The 21,035-nt window shown below is 57.8% G+C and carries 27 protein-coding genes; 12 read left to right on the forward strand and 15 right to left on the reverse strand.

Features of this window, described 5'->3' with window-relative positions:
* Positions 1–14 precede the first annotated feature (14 nt).
* Both NSND_RS04710 and NSND_RS04715 read left to right on the forward strand, forming a co-directional pair.
* Entirely contained in the window at positions 15–572 is a 558-nt protein-coding gene (locus tag NSND_RS04710; protein WP_080877892.1) for a universal stress protein, read from the forward strand.
* Positions 573–634: 62 nt separating this feature from the next.
* Positions 635–1,381, forward strand: a complete 747-nt coding sequence (locus NSND_RS04715) for a zinc ribbon domain-containing protein (protein ID WP_080877893.1) — start codon at positions 635–637, stop codon at positions 1,379–1,381.
* 81 nt (positions 1,382–1,462) lie between these two features.
* Here NSND_RS04715 and NSND_RS04720 read toward each other — a convergent pair whose 3' ends face one another.
* The 3 genes from NSND_RS04720 to NSND_RS04730 all read right to left on the reverse strand — a co-directional run bounded on the left by NSND_RS04720 (position 1,463) and on the right by NSND_RS04730 (position 3,497).
* Positions 1,463–1,885, reverse strand: coding sequence for a CBS domain-containing protein (locus NSND_RS04720; protein WP_080877894.1), 423 nt, complete (start codon positions 1,883–1,885; stop codon positions 1,463–1,465).
* Between the two features lie 106 nt (positions 1,886–1,991).
* Positions 1,992–2,849: a universal stress protein gene (locus NSND_RS04725; RefSeq protein ID WP_080877895.1), complete on the reverse strand. Its 858-nt coding sequence runs from the start codon at positions 2,847–2,849 to the stop codon at positions 1,992–1,994.
* A 291-nt stretch (positions 2,850–3,140) separates the two neighbouring features.
* Entirely contained in the window at positions 3,141–3,497 is a 357-nt protein-coding gene (locus tag NSND_RS04730) for a hypothetical protein (RefSeq protein ID WP_080877896.1), read from the reverse strand.
* A gap of 296 nt (positions 3,498–3,793) precedes the next feature.
* On the opposite strand from NSND_RS04730, the gene NSND_RS04735 reads away from it, so the two are divergent.
* Positions 3,794–4,180, forward strand: a complete 387-nt coding sequence (locus tag NSND_RS04735; protein ID WP_080877897.1) for a nuclear transport factor 2 family protein — start codon at positions 3,794–3,796, stop codon at positions 4,178–4,180.
* A 426-nt stretch (positions 4,181–4,606) separates the two neighbouring features.
* Here the strand turns inward: NSND_RS04735 and NSND_RS04740 are convergent, their stop codons facing one another.
* The 7 genes from NSND_RS04740 to NSND_RS04770 all read right to left on the reverse strand — a co-directional run bounded on the left by NSND_RS04740 (position 4,607) and on the right by NSND_RS04770 (position 10,756).
* Entirely contained in the window at positions 4,607–5,206 is a 600-nt protein-coding gene (locus tag NSND_RS04740) for a hypothetical protein (RefSeq protein ID WP_235000172.1), read from the reverse strand.
* A gap of 69 nt (positions 5,207–5,275) precedes the next feature.
* Entirely contained in the window at positions 5,276–6,136 is an 861-nt protein-coding gene (locus NSND_RS04745; RefSeq protein ID WP_080877899.1) for a formylglycine-generating enzyme family protein, read from the reverse strand.
* Positions 6,137–6,699: 563 nt separating this feature from the next.
* Positions 6,700–7,380, reverse strand: coding sequence for a TPM domain-containing protein (locus NSND_RS04750; protein ID WP_080877900.1), 681 nt, complete (start codon positions 7,378–7,380; stop codon positions 6,700–6,702).
* A complete protein-coding gene (locus tag NSND_RS21165; RefSeq protein WP_159450637.1) occupies positions 7,377–8,135 on the reverse strand; it encodes a hypothetical protein in 759 nt (252 codons plus the stop codon). The genes NSND_RS04750 and NSND_RS21165 overlap by 4 nt, the downstream gene beginning before the upstream one ends.
* Before the next feature lie 186 nt (positions 8,136–8,321).
* Positions 8,322–9,599: an FAD-dependent monooxygenase gene (locus tag NSND_RS04760; protein ID WP_080877902.1), complete on the reverse strand. Its 1,278-nt coding sequence runs from the start codon at positions 9,597–9,599 to the stop codon at positions 8,322–8,324.
* Between the two features lie 12 nt (positions 9,600–9,611).
* Positions 9,612–10,220, reverse strand: a complete 609-nt coding sequence (locus NSND_RS04765; protein WP_080877903.1) for a phospholipase D-like domain-containing protein — start codon at positions 10,218–10,220, stop codon at positions 9,612–9,614.
* A 158-nt stretch (positions 10,221–10,378) separates the two neighbouring features.
* Positions 10,379–10,756 (reverse strand): hypothetical protein, encoded by a 378-nt coding sequence (locus tag NSND_RS04770; protein ID WP_080877904.1) that lies wholly within the window; start codon positions 10,754–10,756, stop codon positions 10,379–10,381.
* A 392-nt stretch (positions 10,757–11,148) separates the two neighbouring features.
* Between NSND_RS04770 and thiS the strand changes: the two genes are divergently transcribed.
* The 9 genes from thiS to NSND_RS04815 all read left to right on the forward strand — a co-directional run bounded on the left by thiS (position 11,149) and on the right by NSND_RS04815 (position 17,027).
* Positions 11,149–11,349 (forward strand): sulfur carrier protein ThiS, encoded by a 201-nt coding sequence (gene thiS / locus NSND_RS04775; protein WP_013248375.1) that lies wholly within the window; start codon positions 11,149–11,151, stop codon positions 11,347–11,349.
* Entirely contained in the window at positions 11,346–12,275 is a 930-nt protein-coding gene (gene cysK, locus NSND_RS04780; RefSeq protein ID WP_080877905.1) for a cysteine synthase A, read from the forward strand. The genes thiS and cysK overlap by 4 nt, the downstream gene beginning before the upstream one ends.
* 316 nt (positions 12,276–12,591) lie before the next feature.
* Positions 12,592–13,419, forward strand: a complete 828-nt coding sequence (locus NSND_RS04785; protein WP_013248373.1) for a HesA/MoeB/ThiF family protein — start codon at positions 12,592–12,594, stop codon at positions 13,417–13,419.
* Positions 13,420–13,432: 13 nt separating this feature from the next.
* Positions 13,433–14,683 carry a threonine synthase gene (gene thrC, locus NSND_RS04790; RefSeq protein WP_080877906.1) on the forward strand — a complete coding sequence of 417 codons (1,251 nt, stop codon included), beginning with the start codon at positions 13,433–13,435 and terminating at the stop codon, positions 14,681–14,683.
* A complete protein-coding gene (locus NSND_RS04795; RefSeq protein ID WP_013248371.1) occupies positions 14,680–14,952 on the forward strand; it encodes a MoaD/ThiS family protein in 273 nt (90 codons plus the stop codon). Before thrC ends, NSND_RS04795 begins: the two co-directional genes overlap by 4 nt.
* A 2-nt stretch (positions 14,953–14,954) precedes the next feature.
* A complete protein-coding gene (locus NSND_RS04800) occupies positions 14,955–15,194 on the forward strand; it encodes an NIL domain-containing protein (RefSeq protein WP_013248370.1) in 240 nt (79 codons plus the stop codon).
* 85 nt (positions 15,195–15,279) lie between these two features.
* On the forward strand, positions 15,280–16,083 hold the full coding sequence (gene moeB, locus NSND_RS04805; protein WP_080877907.1) for a molybdopterin-synthase adenylyltransferase MoeB: 804 nt from the start codon (positions 15,280–15,282) through the stop codon (positions 16,081–16,083).
* A gap of 1 nt (position 16,084) precedes the next feature.
* Entirely contained in the window at positions 16,085–16,597 is a 513-nt protein-coding gene (locus tag NSND_RS04810) for a M67 family metallopeptidase (RefSeq protein ID WP_080877908.1), read from the forward strand.
* 100 nt (positions 16,598–16,697) lie between these two features.
* Positions 16,698–17,027, forward strand: a complete 330-nt coding sequence (locus tag NSND_RS04815; protein WP_080877909.1) for a hypothetical protein — start codon at positions 16,698–16,700, stop codon at positions 17,025–17,027.
* A gap of 102 nt (positions 17,028–17,129) precedes the next feature.
* Here the strand turns inward: NSND_RS04815 and NSND_RS04820 are convergent, their stop codons facing one another.
* The 5 genes from NSND_RS04820 to NSND_RS04840 form a co-directional block, all read right to left on the reverse strand.
* A complete protein-coding gene (locus NSND_RS04820) occupies positions 17,130–17,339 on the reverse strand; it encodes a hypothetical protein (protein WP_080877910.1) in 210 nt (69 codons plus the stop codon).
* A 45-nt stretch (positions 17,340–17,384) separates the two neighbouring features.
* Positions 17,385–17,579 carry a hypothetical protein gene (locus tag NSND_RS04825; protein ID WP_080877911.1) on the reverse strand — a complete coding sequence of 65 codons (195 nt, stop codon included), beginning with the start codon at positions 17,577–17,579 and terminating at the stop codon, positions 17,385–17,387.
* 229 nt (positions 17,580–17,808) lie between these two features.
* The gene (locus NSND_RS04830; protein ID WP_235000173.1) at positions 17,809–19,533 is read right to left on the reverse strand and encodes an ABC transporter ATP-binding protein; all 1,725 of its coding nucleotides are present in this window, start codon (positions 19,531–19,533) and stop codon (positions 17,809–17,811) included.
* 24 nt (positions 19,534–19,557) lie between these two features.
* Positions 19,558–20,088: a peptide deformylase gene (def, locus tag NSND_RS04835; RefSeq protein ID WP_080877913.1), complete on the reverse strand. Its 531-nt coding sequence runs from the start codon at positions 20,086–20,088 to the stop codon at positions 19,558–19,560.
* A gap of 110 nt (positions 20,089–20,198) precedes the next feature.
* Positions 20,199–21,002 (reverse strand): HEAT repeat domain-containing protein, encoded by an 804-nt coding sequence (locus NSND_RS04840; protein WP_080877914.1) that lies wholly within the window; start codon positions 21,000–21,002, stop codon positions 20,199–20,201.
* Positions 21,003–21,035 lie beyond the last annotated feature (33 nt).

Consider the following 21,035-nt stretch of genomic DNA (forward strand, 5'->3'; position numbering starts at 1 on the left):
CGCATGGTGATACTATGACGACCAAGACAACGGGTGACCAACCCCTTTTCACACCGGAACAGACGTTCAGCAGCCACACCTCTGCCAAGAACATTCTTATCGCCGTCGATGACTCGGACGAGTCCGCCCGCGCCCTGCACTATGTCGGCGCGCTGCTCCGGGACATTCAGGACGTGAATGTAACATTGTTTCATGTGCTGAACCCCATGCCTCGGGAACTGATGGAGCACGGCGGCTCGGAGAACCCTGAGACTGAACACCATCTCGGCGAACAACTCCGCAAGGACCAGGAAGAATGGATACGCACTGAAGGCGCCATTGAATATCCCATCCTGGTGACGGCGATGGAACGACTCGGGCAGACCGGATTTCCTCTCGACCATGTCACGCTTAAGTTGGGACATGAACGCGATATCGCCGACAGCATCATGGATGAAGCCAGGGCCGGAGGGTATGGCACCGTCGTGGTGACCCGATGCGGGCCGACAGGAACCAAGCGACTCTTCAGCAGCCGCATCACCGACCGCCTGGTGCGGGACCTCTCCGGAGTCGCGCTCTGGGTCCTGGGATAATCTTGTGACAGGCACAACTATCGTCCTGAAGAATGAGCGCGAGGCGCGCCTCGGAGGCTACCATGAACTGCACCAGTTGTGAGACTGCGCTCCCGTTGCGGGCCCGCTTTTGTCCCGCCTGCGGGGTGCACGTGACATTGCCGGAGGATCCGGCGTTCGATGAAGCAGCCTTGCAAGCGGCCGGGTGGGGGGACGAGCTGAACCAACGAACGGCTCCGGCGCCCCTCGACCGTGAAACCCTGAAGGCTCGATTGATCGATTGTTATGTGAATTTTTCCATGGCCAGGGAACTATCCGGATGGCTGCAAGCACTCGGGCTTCCATCAACAGGAACGATGCAGGAGAAACTCACCCGTGTGCGACAACAAGCGGATTCGCTGGTACTGCCGGCCGAAAGTCTTCCTCGCCAGACCATCTGGTACCTGAACCGATATGACGAGAAGATTCTCACGGAGATTTGCGAAGAGCTTGGTATCGACAGCAGCGGACCCAAAGAGCGGCAGATCACCAGGATCTATCATGCCGTGGGTCTGCGTGAGGGCTGGCTCCAACCGTTGTCGGAAGATGCTCGAAATATCATCACCGAGACGTTTCTGCCTATCCTGAGAGCGGTCGATCACAGAAATTATGCTGACCTCGACCAGTGGGGTGAACTCGGAGACCTGCTCGACAGGGAAAGTAGGACTCGGCTCGATCATCAAGGCCATGGGAGCGCCTTCATGGCCGTCCTCATTCCCAGCTTACTCCAAGAGGCGCATCGGGATCTGCTTCAACATGAACTCGATGCCAGAGCCGGGAAACCCTTTTGACGACACAACACCGGTCCCCTCGGGTCTCTGACAGCAGAGGCCCGAAAGCCCTCCTCTCTGCCGAACCGACCGTCGCAGTCTTCATGAACTGATGTATTGGTGGAGATAGGCGATGAGCGCCTCCTTTTCCTCCATCAACAGCGCAACCATATCCCGGAGCGAGACAATCCCGATAAACTCCTCGTTGTCGAACACCAAGAGGTGGCGGCAGCGATGTTCCTTCATCAGATTCAAACAATGATTCGCAGTATCCTTCGGACTCACGGTGACCATATTTTTCGTCATCACATCCTTGATCTTTACGTTCTCCGGATCTCGCTTCCGACCGACGACGCGCATCATCAAGTCTCGTTCCGTGAAAACGCCGGCGATTTTGGAGGAACTGGTGATGAGCGCCGATCCGACGAATTCCTCGGCCATCAGCGTCGCAGCATCGAGCACGGTATGGTTCTCGTCGATCGTCACCACCCTGTGAACAATTTTCGAGGCAATATTCCACGCCATCGTCGCCTCCTTTCTGTTGGATGCAGGTGGACGGAGCCTGTGCTTTATGCCAAGTACAGGGAGCACGTAACGCCGACGCCCATCGAAACCGGAATCAGCGCCCCCTTCATCGAAGGACCAGGATGGGACAGGTCACGTTGTGCAAGACCGCATGTGACACGCTGCCGAGCAGGAAGTGTTCGAGGCCTCTCCAACCATGCGATCCGACAATCACAAGATCGGCATGGCCTGCCGCTTGGGTAATGCAATGAGCCGGATCACCATGCTCGACTTGCGCGGTGACAGCAGGATACATGGTTCGCAAGGCTGCAGCCGTTTCGTCCACAAGTTGCCGGGCATACTGATCCATTTCAGCTGTCCATTTGTCGTATCGAAATTCCATCGTCGAATCGCCGATGGGAATGGTCGGCACGACGGTCGAGAGGGACAGTTCTATCGGCCGGCTGAACCGGTGAGTGCTCAACCAGCTGCGCAGCCTGACTGAATTCTCATACCCTTCCACGGCGAGCAACACACGTCGGATGCTCCCCGGGTCCTCCCTGACCAGCAGGGCCGCGCAGGGGGCATGCAACACCACCCGATGCGAGACGCTGCCTAAGACCAGCTCCGCAAGGCGTCCACGCCCCCGTGATCCGACCGCAACCAAGTCGGCATGAGCCGAACGAATCGCCTCCAGCACAACCGGCGCCGGGTTCCCGATCTTATAGACCCGCTGGATGGAAGGAATCGTGACCGGCACCAATGAGCCGGTTTGATCGAGCAGGCGCTCTCCTGCTGCAACCATCGCCTCTCGCATGGCGCCAGCGCTGTTGCGGCCGAGCGGTTGCGCAAAGAGCGGATTTTCGAACGGCCGGAGATCGACCGCATGGATGAGGGTCAATGATTCATGAGTGAAGAGACGGCAGACGACTTTAACGGCGTTGAAAGACTGCTCGGACCAGTCGACGGCAACGACGGTGCGCATCGCAGCCTCCTGAAGCGAAGGCGTGTCGGCAATCGCTCTTCTAGGAGGCAGAGAACCCTCATTCAGTAGAGCGACATCCGCAGATTGCAGGATGCGCCATCATACTCCCTATCCGGCGATGGAGGTCAAGCGCAGCGAAAATATTCGGCTGGTAGGGATCGAGGCGGAGCTTGCCGATGGGGAGAAACCCATCGAATATCGAAGCGTGCTTATTCTATTGCACGCCCGAGTCGTGAATGGGAACAGGAGTATGCCGCCGGGACCGGATCACCTCCCTGTTTGCAAAGACAGCTAACCGGCGTAACGCACATCACGGACATCGGCGAGGGACAGATACGCCTCTCCCCATTGATTGGAGCTCTGGAGACTCCAAGGCTCATCGAATTGGATGGGCCTGAACCGTAGACCATAGAGCCCTCCATACACGAGGTACGCCAACCCCGACCCCGAATCTTCAATCAGCTGGACGTAGGCGGGACATGTGGGAGCCTGTTCATTGTCGCTCCAGCCCGTCACCCAGCACCACTCACCGGTAGGGTTTCGCTCATACAGCCGGACTTGAACCACCGGTCGAGCCGGCCCGACTTCCTTGAAGCGCGCGAAGAAGCTGGTGTCGCAATTGTCGTTCGATTCAACTTCCACGATCATGAGGTCCTCATGCAACTGCTGGTAAATTCATCGCGGAGGATGGCCGACTGAAACATTGCCCTTACCGAGGGGCCGCACAATTCAATCATAGGTTGATCTGTTGCCACCAGCATAGGCATCATCTTCAGGGCTACGCCTGAGGATGCTCCTCAGGCTAAGTCGTCGCTGTGCCGGCGAAGAAATTTTCAGGAATAAGAAATCCACAGGATGCTACGCCTCCGTAATTCATCTGAAGGCCAGAGTTTCCAGCATGTTTATTCACACAACATTCCATCCGATGCAAAGGAGAATCAAGCATGACCTCTGAGAACGTTCCGGCAGTTGTGGCCCGGTATTTTAGCGCCATAGGAGAGATGGACCCGGACGCATGGGCCGCCTGCTTCGCAGAGCAGGGAACCAGTTACGAGCCAGGCTCCCCCACACCCCTCCAAGGCCATGCGGCACTGCGACAATTTCTAGCGGGGGTTCTCGGGGCCTTTGAAAAGATCACTATGACCCAGGACCATGTCTTCCTCTCCGGCAACCGGGTCGCGGTGAAGTTCACAGGGCGTGGCACCGGCAAGAACGGCCGAGCAGTGGTCTTCGAGGGCATCGACGTGTTTGAGATCAACCAGGAAGGAAAAATCCAAACCATGTGGGGTTACTGGAACCCAGCCGCGATGATGGCGCAGCTGCAGGGATGAAGCAGTATTTCCATCTCCCGCATAGCCAATTTCTGGTATGTTCTTTAGAAATGTGACCGTCCTAGAGCCCGATATTGTCGAAGCGTTTTGGGACTCGGCGTCGGTCAACTCAGCCCTCCGTTCGCTCCTAGAGATATGGCAAACAACGAGACGCCTCACCACCCGGCCAAAGCGAGCATCACGCAAACAGCCCCCTGTGTAAACGGCCTGAGACACAGTCGATCCCCGCAAACCAAACTCATCTGCTTCGGGATCTGTCGTATCTCCAAGAAAGTAAGTAAGTGCAGAAACGTCAATAGCCGCCACTTCTAGCTGGCGTGCACGCACTCTAAATCATTCCCGACACGATTTCTTCATCCCAACTCATGCCACCCCTGGCGACCAATCGTCCGACTGACAGGCGAAATTTAAGGGGTCCGACCCCTTTTATCTCTCGCCACACGAGAACACTCCGAGTTCTCGCAAGAATTGCTCCCATGCCTCAATGGCTTTCAGCTGAATGGTGTAAAGATCTCCGATCGAAGTACCATCGGAATTCAGAACGTCTGCCGTGACAATTAGATTGGCAGAGCCTGTCCCGGCCACTCGTTGCTCTCCGGAAGGAGCGATTGAGAAAGCAACACTTCCCTCGGGCCCTGCTCTTGTCGTAAGACGCATGACGCGGCGAAGGTTGGTCAACCTAGGCGCTTTGCCAGAAAACCCACCGTTTCGAGGCGGATAACCATGCTTGTCGTTATTGGATAGGTCTTGGATGACAGCAACCGATTCATTCGCCTTAAGAAACTCGTCCACCTGTTGCTTGTTTACCCCCTTGGCAGACTTCACTATCCATGAACGCGTGTGATCTCGAAGATTGGCAATGTTGTGAATGACTGAATGCGCGAGGTTCTCCAACTCTGCATCAGACAGACTGCCGCGAAAATCTTGAAATACGCCTCGACCTTGCGTGCTTGAGATAAGAACAGGAAGAGCTTTGTTAATATCATTGTCAATTACCGCATCCAGAGCGGCATAGATACGCTGCAATCGGACGCTAGCTTCGCCTGCAGTCATACTGCCTGAAAGTGATAATCACTGACTAGCCTATTGCGCTGATTACTTCGTAAAATCCTGAGCACAACGGAAGCCAATGGAGAAGTTAGTAAGCGACGGGTCAGACCAACTCGGTATCCGGATGGGGAGGCCCGTCGCAGGAGTGAACCACGATCCTCCACGCAGTACTTTGAACTGGCCTAGCACCGGCCCTGCTGGATTGCGACTTATATCGGTTTTGTAGTACTGGCCTTCAATATCGATCCAGTCAGCTACCCATTCTTCAGCATTTCCTGCCAAGTCATAAATTCCATAGGGACTGATGTCCAACGCATAGCTTCCAACCTTGGCGAGAGTGCTATAACCTTTCCACCAATCGTCTCGCCTATCGAAGTTTGCATGCTTTTGAGTTGGCACTTCCTGCCCCCATGGATATTCTCGGCCATCAGTCCCTCGAGCGGCTTTTTCCCACTCCGCATCCGTTGGCAGACGTTTATCTGCCCAACTGCAATACTCGTGGGCGTCATACCAAGTTACTCCGATCACCGGCCGGTCAGCATCAATGCCAAGATTTGATTCGCTCCACCTATTCGGATGCCTCCGATCAGAATTCGCTAGGAATTTCGAGTACCGAGAGACGGTGACTTCAAACTTATCCAGGTAAAACGCATCCAGATAAATCCGACTTGGCGGCCGCGGAATCTGATCGCTACCGCCCCAAATGAATTCACCGGCCGGAACCAGTACCATTGCGCCCCCGTCCTTTCCGTTGATTTCAATGGTTGGTTCATGAGCCGGAAAATTGAACTGCGCTGAAACTGTCAGTTCGGGATTGAACCCCTCTGATCTTAAGTACTCTTGATGACTGGCAAGCAAAAACAGCAGTGTGAAAAGTGTTGCGACAAGAACTTTCTGAACAAACATATAGGGTCCTTTAGCCCTAACAGCACGGCTCTCAATTAGCTCGTTCCCGGTATTCCAATGTGCGCCACGCCCGTCGGGTTAGGTCCTTCGGATGGCGCGGGATCCGGGAGCACATCCCTTAATGCTCCTTCAAAACTTGCTCGTTTTCCATCTCCGGGAGGGGCCGTCGAGCTGGTTCCAACTGCGCCCGTCGAGCGAGGTCCCTACTGAGGGCGCGCGCTCCGAGAGCACAATTCGATGCTCCTTCCAAGCTTGCTCGCCTTGCTTCACCAGCGGGTGGCCCGCTTGGTCTCCTACTGCGCGCGTCCAACGAGGGCCTTCTTAGGCCGCGCGTTCGCGAGGTGCGCGACGCGACGAATAAGGAACGTCACGTTTGCGCACGCCGGCGAGACGGTGAGCCGGCCGTGTCTTCATGAGACTAACGGGCCACATTCTTTCCGCCTTACTCACCTCGCTTAACAAGAGAGGGTGGGCTGGTGGGTCCTCAACCGCGCGCGTCGGACGAGCACCTTCCCAGTGTGCGCGTTCCGCGAGCAAGAGGACCCATCAACCCACCCTCTTCCCTACTTCCACCCCNNCCCCCAATATTCGCCGCGCCGCAGGCGCCCATAGGGATGGCGGAGATCCGGTCGGCTGAGCCACCAGAGAAACCAGAGAGCTCCCCCGACGGTAAAGATCGTGATCCAGAACCCGAGTCCGCGAAAGTGCGTCTTCTTAATGGAGCCGACGCGAATCTCCTGTGAGACTGAGGCCAATCCAACCACGGTGCGATACAGGCCTTCGCCGAAGTGGCCGTTCTTGACGGCGGGGTCGAGATATTCATGCCCGACCTTCCCGACGACGTTCCCCCCCATCACCGGCAACATCCGCCGTCCCATGGTAACGGCCGCCTGCCGCTCCTGCACAGACAGGAGCACCAGCACCCCATGCTCATTCTGGGCCGAACCGATGCCCCATTTCTGATAGAGCCCGACCGCGTAGTCATTGGCCGAACCATAGGGTTTCAGCGTGGGCACGGTGACGACCACCATTTCCACCCCGGTCTTGCGTTCAAGATCCTGGCAGACCGAACGGATTCGCGCGCGCCACTCGGCATCGATCACCCCTGCATGGTCGCTCACATACCCCTGTGGGTCATAGGAAGGCACCGGCTCGCGGGCGAACCCGACCGGCACTGCGACCAACAGCAGCAGAAGGCCCAGACTTACCACCGAACCGATATTGAGGCAGGATGGACGATTCATCGCGGCGTCACCGTCCCGTCCATGCGGATCAGCGCGATCAATGCGTCGAGATTTGCAGCATACCGTTCAAACAACCGTGGAACTTCCACCGGACCGGGAGAATTAATGCCCCGCTTCAACTCAAGCACATCGGTCAATCCGGCGAGATCGAGTCCCGTCAACGTGCGCATTCCTGCGAGCAACGCATCCGACTGAAACAAGGCCGGTTGTCCGGCAATCCGTTGCAACCCTCGCAAGCAGGGCAGCAACGCGGTGAGCGAGAGCGGCAATAACATGGTCATCGCTTCTTCCGTGCCGCCGCCTTCGATATATCGCTGCCGCAGACGCACCAGGTTCCCTTGAATGCCCTGCTGCACTTGATAGGCCAAATGCGTCCGGTCGATGTGCATGCCGATGAACGGATCCCGCCCCCAGAGCACGCGATGTTGCTCCTGAATCTCAAGGTATTCGAGGGGGAAGACAGTGCCGGGCCGCGTGAGTTCAGTCTCCGTCACCAGGAGCGGCACCACGAACTGTTCACGGCTCCACCGCTTATGCGCCTTGGCATACCGCTTCAGGCCCTCGCGCTCGTACCCGGTCAGCATGAGCAACAGATTCAGATTCGACCGGCCGGGCAGGAATTCGCCTCCCACGGCGCTGCCGTACAGCAGAATGCCTTCCAGCTGCGAACCGAGCAACGTCGTGGTTTCCTTCACGTATCGCTTGAGCAGTTGTTGAACCTCGGAGGGGATGTCGAGTGCAGTCGGTTGAGTCACAAACACCTCTGTCATGGTTGGGGTAGGATGCTGAAAAATCCCGCCAGCGGCGTTCTCGCTTCGTGTAGACCCTCAACGTACCGCAAGGGTACGCTTCGGCCCTGCACTCGCTGCGGCCTTGCTGGACGGCCTTTTTTGAGCATCCTGTGTTGGGTTTATTGTTGCCCGAACTGAAACATCTCCCTGTCACGCCTCGTCCGATGATCGCACCTGGGCGCGCGGATCTGGCAAGAGTCCGGCGGCCATTACGCGGTCCAACAATGAAAACGGCGGTCGGCTTCGCAATCCGGCCGTGGTCGAGAGCACACGGTAGCGCAGCCTGGCATTCCGGTCGAGCGTCCGGAACACCCGATCTCGCAAATAGGCCACCACCGGATTGCCGGTATTCCAGAATCGACATTGCTCATCGGCCAACCGCTGCAACATCATCACGTGTGGCCGCCGGGCCACCTCGAATGCGCGTAAGGCCTCAGCCGAGAAATCGTTTTTCTTCAACCAACCGGGAATGAGGTCCGCCACAACCACCGCGTCCACCATCGCCTGCATCCGCCCTTGGGACGCATGCGGGTTCATGGCGTGGGCCGCATCCCCGATGAGCAAGGCGCCATCCGCCACCCATCGATCGGTTTTCACACGTCCGGTGGGCATGTAACCCGTCTGGCTCCAATCGACCAGTTCTTGGACAATCCCTTCCATGCCGGGATCGATCCGGACCCAGGCCCTCCGCAACGCCTCCAACCCCTGAGCTTTGACCGCCTCATACGATCCGGCCTTGATCATATAGAAGGCATAGACCTGTTGCCCGGAGGCAGGAAAGAGGCCCAGGATTTCGCGCTTGCCCACCAGATACCGTGCCTCGTCGAAGCCCGGCGGAGCCTTGAGAATGGCAATGAGATAACTTTGGGGATACCGATGGAGTTGGGCGGTGATACCGAGCGACTCGCGTACTTTGGACAACGCACCGTCGGCGCCGACGACCAACCGCGCAGAGATATCGACCGGTTCCCCGTGACGTGTTGCCTGCAAGCCGATCACCCGCGAGCCGTCGAACCGGAGGCCGGTAAAGGTCGCGTCGTACCAGAGCGCGCCGGGATTCTGTTGTTCCAACGCATCGAGGATGGCATGGTGCGCCACATTCGGCAGCGTCACCAGGGCGCGATTATAAGGAGCCGGCAACTCGCCATAATCCACCGTACAGAGCCGTTCACCGCCCGCACGGCAAAAGTTGAATCGACGGACCGACCGGACTGCATGGGGGGGGAGCTTATCCAGTAACCCCAGACGATCGAGCACGCGCTGACCGTTCGGTTGCAGGATCTCGCCCCGCAATCCCTGCGGCGGCCCGGCAGCCCGCTCCAACACCAGCGACCGCACGCCCTGCTGCGCCAACATCAACGCCAACACGGCACCGCCGCCGCCCGCGCCGACAATCGCCACATCTGTCTCGATCATTGCACGGCCCATGCGCGGCTCATCCTATTGGGTCCAGGTCATAAATCGTTCGTGGTCGTTCCACATGGTCAAAAACTTCTCGCGGGCCTTCGCGGTCAGCCGCGCATCGGTGATGACATCGAGACGTTCGTCATTGTACCGGTTCCCGCTCGTCGTGTGGTTGGCTGAACCGGACGTATTGACGGCATCGTCGATCACGACCTGCTTCAGGTGCATCAATGCATCATGCCGGTTGATCCTGATGGGCACGCCTGCCAGTCGTAATGTATTCACGGCGCTATGCTGCTTCGGATCGTTGAGACGTTCGCGATCGGTAATCACCCGGACATCCACGCCCCGGCGTTTGGCCTCCACCAGCGCCTTCACCACCGAAGGCGCCGTCAACGCATAGACGGACACATAGATGTACCGCGTCGCATGCGCATAGAGACCGACCACCCGATCGATGGGCTGATCCTCCGGCGCATAGTAGACATCAATCGTGGCGGAGGCACAGACAGGAATCTGCGTCAGAAACACAAACCCAGCAACAATCAAGGCGATCAGGCAAGAGAGATTCCGGTGAGTCGTGCAGGGACTAGCAGGTTGCAGAGAACCGACGCCTTGCCCCTGCGAAATCAATACGTCACACATTGGAGGCCACGAGTATATATTCCCGCAGGATGCTCAAAACGTTCGCCCAGCAAGGCCGCAGCGAGTGAAAGTCCGAGGCGTACCCTTGCGGTACGTTGAGGATCTGAATGACGCGAGAACGCCGCTGGCGGAGGTTTTCAGCATCCTGCTAGAACCGATCACTCTATATCGAACAAGGTTCGAAAATGGTCGTCCGATTCCTCCCAGGCTTGCGGAGACGCTTTCGACAACCACTCACGCAAAAAGCCCTTCTGCTCCGGCGTCAACATCTGCTTGATCTGATGCGACCGGCCCTGCAAGGGTTGGAGAAAACCGGCGCGCGTACGAAAATCGAGTGTCGCGGTCCGCACATAGATGTTCGTGTACATGGAGGGACTGTCGTCCTCGCCTTCCCCCTGCACCCACACCGACAAAAATTTTTCCATCTGCAACCCGGCGCTGTCCAAGGCCGGTTCCGCATCATGAAACAGCTCGTTTTCCGACTCTTTCAGCGGAGCCGCCTCGTGCGCGCGAAATAAGAAATTTTTCTTCCACATGCCCTACCCTCCAGACCGGCGCATACTGTAAGCTAGGCATGGTGAAAGTCAAGAAAGCGGCCGCCTGCCTCATGCGACTCCGCAGCAGCCTCCGCCACATCGACCCATCGGGGTTTGTTGCCTTGACAAAACAAGAATGCGTTTGCTAACTTCTTGAAATTATTTAGCAGTTTCAGACAAACACGTCGAATCAAAAACTGTCGAGGGTCTGCGCTTACTGCGCAACAAGAATCCCTTTTGACAGGATGCTCAAAATGGCCGTCCAGCAAGGCCGTAGCGAACGAAGGGACGAGGCGTACCCTTGCGGTACGTTGAGGGCCTGAGAGATGCGAGAACGCCGCTGGCGGACATTTTGAGTATCCTGTCAGACTCTTACCTTCTCAGGAGCAGATATGCAGGTCATGATCAACGGCAAGTCCGAAGAGATCGCAGGGGGCAGCGTGCTGGATCTCTTGAAAGCCAAGAGCATCGAACCCCAAATGGTGGCGGTTGAAGTGAATGACACCATGCTCGAACGGACACACCTCGAGACCACACAGCTGAAAGACGGCGATCATGTGGAGTTTCTGTTCTACATGGGCGGTGGCCGGTGACCGTCAAGGCTCATGCAGATATCACCGAGTTGATCGGCGGAACCCCGCTGGTTCGCCTCAACCGCCTGAGCAAGCCGGGCGGGGCCACGATCTACGCCAAAGTGGAATCGTTCAATCCTGGCGGCAGCATCAAGGACCGCATCTGCTTGAACATGATCAACGAGGCCGAGCGCTTGGGCAAACTGAAACCGGGCGGCACCATCGTCGAACCGACCAGCGGCAATACCGGCATCGGCCTGGCGCTGGTGGCGGCGGTGCGGGGATATAAGCTCATTTTGGTCATGCCCGAAAGCATGAGTATGGAACGCGCCAGCCTCCTGTCGTCTTATGGGGCACAACTCGTGCTGACGGCGGCGTGGGAAGGGATGAAGGGCTCGATTAAGGAAGCGGAGAGCATCGTCGCGCAGAATCCGTCGTATTACATGCCCGACCAGTTCTCCAACCCGGCCAATCCGGATATGCACCGGAAAACGACCGGCCCGGAAATTGTGAATGCGCTGGATGGACGCGTGGACGCCTTCGTGGCCGCGGTCGGCACCGGCGGCACCATCACAGGCTGCGGCGAGGTGATCAGAGAACGGAATCCGGCAGCCAAGATCGTCGCCGTTGAACCGGCTGGATCGCCCGTGTTGTCGGGCGGAGATCCCGGGCCGCACAAGATCCAGGGAATCGGCGCCGGATTCGTCCCGAAGGTGTTGAACCGGACGCTGCTCGATCGCGTGGTGACCGTGACCGACGATGAAGCGTATCAGACGGCGAAGCTGCTCGCAAAGAAAGAAGGACTGCTGGTCGGCATCTCTGCCGGCGCCAACGTCTTTGCCGCGCAAAAGATTGCCGAAGAGCTTGGACCGGGAAAAAACGTCGTCACCATTCTCTGTGACACCGGCGAGCGATATATCAGCATCGAAAAGTATTTCAACATTTGACCATTTGGAATGAATGATTGAGGGGGGATGCTCATAATGGTCTCTCAGCAAGGCCGCAGGTGAGAGGAAACCGGAGGCGTACCCTCTGGGTACGTTGAGGATTTCCTCGAATCGAGAACGAAGCTGAAGGCCATTTGCAGCATCCGAAAGATTTTCAACATCTGAGCTTGGGACAGACCACTTAGGGAGAGGAGGCTCAAAAGCGTCATCCAGCAAGGCCGCAGCGAGTGAAGGTCCGAGGCGTACCCTTGCGGTACGTTGAGGGCGTGAACGATGCGAGAACGCCGCTGGTGACGGTTTTCAGCCTCCGTCGGATATGGAATTTACAGAAACACAAATCAACCGCTACAGCCGGCACATTCTTCTTCCCGAAGTCGGAGGCAAAGGCCAGAAGAAGATCGTGCAAGCGAAGGTCCTGATCGTCGGCGCAGGAGGGCTCGGCTCGCCGGCCGCGCTCTATCTCGCAGCCGCCGGGATCGGCACCATCGGGCTCATCGACAGCGATGTCGTGGATCTCAGCAACCTGCAACGGCAAGTCATTCACCAGACGCCCGACGTAGGCCGCCCCAAGGTCGTCTCCGGCAAAGAAAAAATTCAGGCGCTGAATCCCGACGTCAACGTGGTGATGTACGAAGAGCGGCTCACCGCCGGCAATGCGCTGAAAATCATGAGCGGCTACGATGTGGTCATCGACGGCGTCGATAACTTCCCGACGAAATTCCTCATCAACGATGCTTGCTTCTTCGCCGGCAAACCGTTGGTGCACGGCGGCATTCTTCGATTCGATGGTCGCGTCACCACCATCATCCCGAAGAAGTCGGCTTGTTATCGTTGCGTCTTTAAGAAGCCGCCGCCCGAGGGGCTCGTTGCCTCCTGCCAGGAAGCCGGTGTCATCGGTGTGCTGGCCGGCATCATCGGGACCATCCAAGCCACCGAGGCGCTGAAGCTGATCCTCGGCATCGGTCGCCCGTTGACCGATCGCTTGCTGGACTTCGATGCACGACGCACTCAGTTCAGAGAAATCCGCATCAAGCGGAACCCCGATTGTCCGCTGTGCGGCGAACGGCCCACGATCACGGAATTGATCGAAGACGGCGACGTCGCCGGGCCGACCTGTGCGCTCCCGGGTCAACGTAACTTGTAGCGAAGGTGTCTCCATGTCGAAAATGAAAGCGCTCGTGTGCCGGGAATGTGGGAAGGAATATCCACCCAAAGCCATCCACGTCTGTGAGATGTGCTTCGGCCCGCTCGAAGTCAAATACAACTACGACGAGATCAAAAGCACGATCTCCCGGAAAAAGATCGAACAAGGCCCGAACAGCATGTGGCGCTATATCGACCTGCTGCCGGTCGAAAGCACCGCGATCATCGGGCCCCATGCGGGACTGACGCCGTTGGTGCGGGCGAAAAATCTCGGCGCCTATCTGGGCATCGACGAGCTCTATATCAAGAACGATACGGTGAACCATCCGACCCTGTCGTTCAAAGATCGGGTCGTCTCGGTCGCCCTCACACGTGCGCGGGAACTCGGCTTTGAAACGGTGGCCTGCGCCTCAACCGGCAACCTGGCCAACTCCGTCGCGGCTCACGCGGCGGCGGCAGGCATGAAGTGCTACGTGTTCATCCCGGCCGACCTTGAAGCGGCGAAGGTGCTCGGCAACCTGATTTACAAGCCGAACGTGGTCGAAGTCGAGGGCAACTACGACGATGTGAACCGGCTCTGCAGCGAAATCGCGGGTGAACATGGCTGGGCCTTCGTGAATATCAACATTCGTCCCTACTATGCCGAGGGCTCGAAGACCCTTGCGTTTGAGACGGTGGAACAACTCGGCTGGCGCACGCCGGACCAGGCCGTCATTCCCATGGCCTCTGGTTCCTTATTGACGAAGATCTGGAAGGGCCTGCACGAAATGCATGCGCTGGGGCTGGTCGATTCCGTCCGCACCAAGATCAACGGTGCGCAGGCTGAAGGCTGCTCCCCGATCGCGACCGCCTTCAAGGCAGGCCGGGACTTTTTCAAGCCGGTCAAGCCGAAGACCATCGCCAAGTCCCTCGCCATCGGCAACCCGGCCGACGGCTACTACGCCTTAAAAGCCACCGCGGAGAGCAAGGGCGCGATGGACGCGGTGACGGACGAGGAAGTCGTGGAAGGCATCAAGCTGCTGGCCCAGACCGAAGGCATTTTCGCCGAAACCGCCGGCGGCGTGACCATCGGGGTCTTGTGCAAGCTCGTGAAGCAGGGGCTGATCAAGAAGAGCGACGTCACGGTCGCCTATATCACCGGCAACGGGCTCAAGACCCAGGAAGCGGTTGTGGACGCCGTCGGTCGTCCGTTCCGCATCCAGCCCAGCCTGGTGAACTTCCAAAAAACATTCAAAATGGGAAAGAACAGTGGTGGTGACTCATGATTAAGGTTCGTATTCCAACGCCCCTGCGTCCCCTCACAAAGGGTCAGGGCGAAGTTGAATCCGCGGCAGCCAACATTGTGGACATGATCGGATCGCTCGACGCGACCTATCCGGGGCTGAAGAACCGGCTCTGTGACGAAAAGGGCGACTTGCGCCGGTTCGTCAACATCTACGTCAACGAAGAGGACATCCGTTTCCTGAACGGGAAAGAAACCTCTTTGAAGGACGGCGATGAAGTGTCGATCGTTCCTGCGATTGCCGGAGGATAGCCATGACCAGCCTACGCTTTCATATTCGTTTTCCCGAGAACAAGATCAAGGAGCCGATCATTTATCAGATCGGCCATGAGTTCAAGGTCGTGACCAACGTGCGTCGGGCCGATGTGCGGGAGACGACCGGGTGGATGGATCTCGAACTGACCGGCGAGACCGAAGAAATCGAACGCGCCATCGACGGCATCCGCACCAAAGGCTGCGTCGTCGATCCCATTGAATTGAACGTAGTGGAATAACAATGGGTGAAGCGCACCTCGTGAAGTGTATCTCGTTTTAGGGCCAGACCGCTTCACGTTTCACGAACGACGAGAGACGAGTCGAATGGAATTTACCGAACAACAAATACAGCGCTATAGCCGGCACATCATCCTCAACGAGGTCGGCGGCAAGGGACAGGTCAAACTGTCCAAGGCCAAGGTCCTCCTGATCGGAGCCGGGGGACTCGGCTCGCCCGCAGCCCTGTATCTGGCGGCTGCCGGCATCGGCACCATCGGCCTGGTGGACGGCGACGTGGTGGATCTCTCGAACCTCCAGCGGCAGATTCTCCATACGACTGCCACCATCGGCGTGCCCAAGGTGGAATCCGGGAGAAGGATGCTGTCGGCCATCAACCCCGACATCACGATCAAGACCTATCAGCTAAACGTCGATACCGAGAATATTCTTGGACTCGTGTCCGACTATGACATCGTGCTGGACGGCTCCGACAATTTCACCACGCGCTTCCTCGTGAACGATGCCTGTTTCTTCGCCAGAAAGACACTCATCTCGGCCAGCATGTTTCGCTTCGAGGGACAGCTCACAACCATCAAGCCGCATGCCGGCTACCCTTGCTACCGGTGTCTCTACCCGGAACCGCCGCCGGCCGGATTGGTCCCGAACTGTCAGGAAGCCGGTGTATTGGGGGTCCTGGCCGGAACCATGGGCATCCTACAAGCCTCTGAAGCCATCAAGGAAATTCTGGGCATCGGCGAGACAATCGCGGACAAGCTCGTGATCTACGATGCGCTGGAGATGAAGTTCCGGAAAGTGTCGCGCCCGAAAGACCCGCGTTGCCCTCTCTGCAGCGCCACGCCGACGATCAAAGACTTGGGCGGGGACTACAGCGTCGCCTGCACCATCTGATATGCCCGATCTATCGATTCCGCAACACATCCTGGATCAGATCGTCGCGCATGCGCGCGAGTTGGCGCCGTTCGAATGCTGCGGCCTGCTCGCCGGCACGAACAAGACCGTCACACACCTCTACCGCATCACCAACATCGTGGCCGTCGAAGGCGCGGAAAAACTCTCCACCTTTGATGACGACAAGGTCGCCCATCTTGAACGGCTGTCCCCGGAAGAGCGAGCTGAGATCGCCTTCGTGATGGACATGGGGGATTTTTCGGCCGCTAAGAAAGACATCCGCAAGAATGGCTTGGACCTTCAAGTGGTCTACCATTCCCATCCGAAAGACCCGGCGCGCCCCTCGCACACCGACATCAAGATCGCCACCGATTACGAAGAAATCTGGGAACGCATCAATCTCCCCGTCCCCGCCTATCTCCTCGTGTCACTCATGCACTCCCCCGCAGCGGATATTCGCACCTACTGGATCGCCGACGGCAAGGTTCGCCCTGCCGACGTGCATATCATGTAGTCATCGCGCCGCTAGAACAAAACCATCTCGCTCCCTCTACCAATCGACCGGCAACGATGCCATAATTGCGCTTTGACCTTGTCATCGAAGGGAGCATTCGATGCGATTTGGCCTGCTCATTGTCGCACTCATTCTGTGCCTGACCGGGGTGACGAACCCTGAACACACCTCCGCCGCTGAAAAGAGCTACTACAGCCCGATCATCAACGTAGACGTCGATAACAGCCGCATTCTGATCTCAACGCTCGGCGCGGTGTTTTGGGTGGAGGTCCCGGAGGAGGCCAAAGCTCACATCGAGAAGCTGCCGCAATCAGGGCTCGTAGATATCGTGGTGGAAACACGCGAAGGGCAACCGCCGCTGCTTAAAACTTGGAAGGTCAAGTCCGGCGAATCGACCTGCCTGCATTTCGACGGAAAAGTCTGCAAGTAAAGTTGAGCCGTCGTCGCTGGTGCCTGTCGGTGGCCCAAGTTCCGACAGGCACACATGTAGAGACGGTCTGTTATGACCCGGAAGTCATGCGGTAGCGCTACGCTACTCCGAACTCCCCAACATGTCGTCGACTAACGGTCGATTAATATCCGTACACCCCATACAAATAGTATCGAACAACGATTCGTGATCGGACACGAAGTTGCGCTGATCGACCAGATTCTCAGCAAAGACCTGTTCATAACACACGTCACACAGCATCATGAGGCCGCGTGACACGGACACTGTTTTCCGGCCTGTACTCCCCGCCATAACACACTCCCTTTCGTATATATGCTCCGGTGCGCGCAGCCTGCGCTACACCGATCCCTTTTGCCTCGCGATCCAGAAATCTTCAGGCTCTAGATCAACACCACACACCGCGCACTCATAAATCGACTCTCCCTCCGGCAACCGGATTTCCGTCCGGTCGATCCTGCCCCGACAGACATGATAAAAATGCCCCCGGGCGTCCTCATTGTCGAGCGGATCACTCTCGTAAATCAGCACCATATCCCTTACTCCCTTTGATCATCATTCATGAAGTCTGCGCAACCGTAACACTCAATATTCAATCGACTCTTGGATATTGACCACGTATTTCTTATACATATTCGTAAGGATGCTCAAAATGGCCGTCCAGCAAGGCCGCAGCGACGTAAATGAGCGAGGCGTACCCTTGTGGTACGTTGAGCTCTTTCACGATGCGAGAACGATGCTGGCGGACTTTTTCAGCATCCTGTTAAATTTTAAACTGGGCCTCATACAGCCCCGCATACACCCCGCCCCGTTTCATCAGGGCCTCGTGGTCGCCTTCCTCGACAATCGTCCCGCGCTCCACCACGATGATGCGATCCACGTCATGCAGGGTGGCCAGGCGGTGTGCAATGATGAAGGTCGTTCGCCCTTTGGTGAGATCGTTCAGGGCTTCACGAATCTTCACCTCGGTTTCAGTATCGATATTGGAGGTAGCCTCGTCGAAGATCACGATGGGCGGATCTTTCAGCAGCACGCGCGCGATCGAGACCCGCTGCTTCTGGCCAACCGACAATTTCACCCCGCGCTCCCCGATCCAGCTATCATACCCGTCCGGCAGTCGGGTGATAAAGTCATGGGCACGCGCCGCACGGGCGGCCGCTTCCACACGCTCATGGCCGGCCGAGAGGTCGCTATAGACGATATTCTGGCGCACGGTGCCGTTGAAGAGAAAGGGCTCCTGCTGCACCAGGCCGATCTGCCCTCTCAAAAAGTCTAGCGGCAGCTCTCGCACATCATGCCCATCGACCAGCACCGCCCCGCTACGTACGTCGTAAAACCGCATCAACAGCTTCAAGAGCGATGTTTTGCCCGCTCCGCTCGGCCCGACCAGGGCGATCCGTTCGCCCGGCCTGACCGTGAGATTCACATCGGACAAGACGGTGCCGTCCTTCCGGTAGCCGAACCCCACATGCCGATACTCCACCGCGCCTCTCAGCCGCTCGACGGGCCGCACCGCGCCGGGCCGGTCTTCAACCTCCGTTTTGGTATCCAGGATCTCGAACACGCGCTCACTGGCCGCCAACGCATGCTGCAGCATGTGATTCAACGAGTGGATTTCGTTGATCGGCGTATAAAAGAGCCCGAGGTAGGAGAGGAACATCACCAACTGACCGACCGTCAGTTCTCCGGCCAGCACTTCCCCCGCGCCGTACCACAGGATCAACACCGTGCCGGTGCTGCCCACAAACACCATACCCGGCCAGTACCAGGACCACAGGAACATGGCCCGCAGGCTGTTCTGACTGTATGTCTGGCTCAATGTCTCGAACCGTTCGCGTTCATACTCGTGCTGATTGAAGCCGATGGTCTCCTTGATGCCCGACAGGGCATCCTGAAGATAGGCATTGAGGTCCGCCACACTTTTGCGGATCTCGGCGTAGTACCCGTGCACCCGTCGGGTAAACCAGGCGGCACAGACGATCAGGATCGGAATGGGCAGCAGCGAAAGCAGCGCGAGCTTCCAGTTCAGGAAAAACATCATGATCGTGATGCCGACCAGGGTCAGCGAGGCCGTCAGCAATCCCTCGAGCCCGTCGACGAAAATCCGTTCGACATGTTCGGTATCGCTGGTCACGCGGGTCATGATCTCGCCCGTCGAGCGGTTCTCGAAATAGCTCAACGACAAGCGTTGCAGCGCCCCGAACACCTGCATGCGCAATGCGTGCACGGCCTTCTGTTCGAGCAGATTATTGAACCGGACCCGCATCGAGCTCATCAGGTTCCGCAGGACATAGGAGCCGAGGAGCGCTCCCAACACCCAGGGCAACATCTCAGGACGCTTCGACTGGATCACATCGTCGATGACGATTTTGACGAGATACGGCGGAACCAGTTCCAGCGCCGTGGCGAGCCCCGCGCACACGAAGGTCACCACCGCCAGCATCCGGAACGGCTTGAGGTAAGACAGAACGCGTAGAAGCGAGCTCACGGCGACTCGACGATCCGGGACGGATCAGATGACACTGGCCGGTTCCTTCTGCCAATACTTCTGAAATTCATCCATCTGGGTGAGGGTGGAAAAGTCGGTCATGCGGTCGATGAACAGCTTACCGATGAGATGGTCCAGCTCATGTTGAATACAGACGGCGTACAAGCCGCTGGCTTCGAAATCGAACGGCTTCCCATTCCGATCCAGCCCGGTCACTCGAACGGTCGAGGGACGCGTCACTTTGCCTCGCAACCCGTCGACGCTCAAGCAGCCTTCCCAGCCTTCGACCTGCTCGGGCCCGTAAAACTGGATCGTCGGATTGATGAGCACCGTCTTGGGAAAACCGCCTTCACCGGGGCAATCCATCACGACAAGTTGCTGTGATCGTCCCACCTGCGGAGCGGCTAAACCGATCCCCGGTTCGTCGTACATGGTTTCAAACATGTCGTCGATAAGTTGCTGGAACGCGGCTTTTTTTATCTCCGCCGGGGTCAGAGGCAGGGCCTTCTGCCGGAGAATCGGGTTACCGAGTTTACTGATTGCCAATATCGCCATCCTGCACCTTTTCTATCAATACCATCGCGCGAGCGACTCACGCCGCGCAACCGGTCTCTTTATTACCTACCACGGCTTTTTGACTCTCCGCAACCGCCGAAATCCAGTCGTCAACCGGCCCGTTTCCGGCTCTTCGGTTCCGGCATTTCAAACGTCTCTTTCGACTGGTTCCACCATTCGATCCATTCCTGCGCCCAAGCCTGGCGATCCTGCTTGTTGGAGGCATCCCAATCGTGAAACTCCGTCTCATGCCGGGTCAAGGTCCAGAGCGACTGCACGGCGGACAGGGCCACGAACCGTTCGTCGTCCCCCAGCAGATCGATGAGGGGCTGAATCACCTCTTTCCGACGCACATACCGCGATTCAACCGCCGCCGCCTTCCGAATCGACGCATTGGCATCTTTCGCCATCGCTTCAATGGCGGGCGCGGCCTGCATCGGATCGAGCCGCACTGCGACCCGGAGCGCATGCTCACGAATGCGAGGCAGTTCGGTCCCCAGCTTCGCCGTATCCAGCAGAGCCGGCACGGCAGCCGGAGACTTGATCATGGAGAGGGTCTCAATGGCATTGTACCGTATCCGCGGGCCGGGCATGGCCAGCGCCTTGGTCACCACCGGCAGGACCGGCTCTCCCAGATGCACGAATTCTCCCATCGCCCAGAATTCTTGTTTTCCCTCCAACAACGGCAACAGCGCCTCGGCCCGCTGCAGTTCCTCAGGCGTCAGGGCCTTGGTATTGGGGGCCACCGAGACATCCGGGACCGGCTCGGACTTGGGCGGCGCCTCATACGGCATCTGCACCGGCCACACGGTAGCGTCGGACCAGGCTTGATCCACAGTGATTCCCACCAAGCCCAGGCACACCAGGCCCCGAACCAACAATCGACCGACCATCTGCTGCCTCGCTCCCATCATAATAGTGACCTACCCCCTACAGCATGACCATTA

This window comes from Nitrospira sp. ND1 (assembly GCF_900170025.1).
Taxonomy (GTDB): Bacteria; Nitrospirota; Nitrospiria; order Nitrospirales; family Nitrospiraceae; genus Nitrospira_A.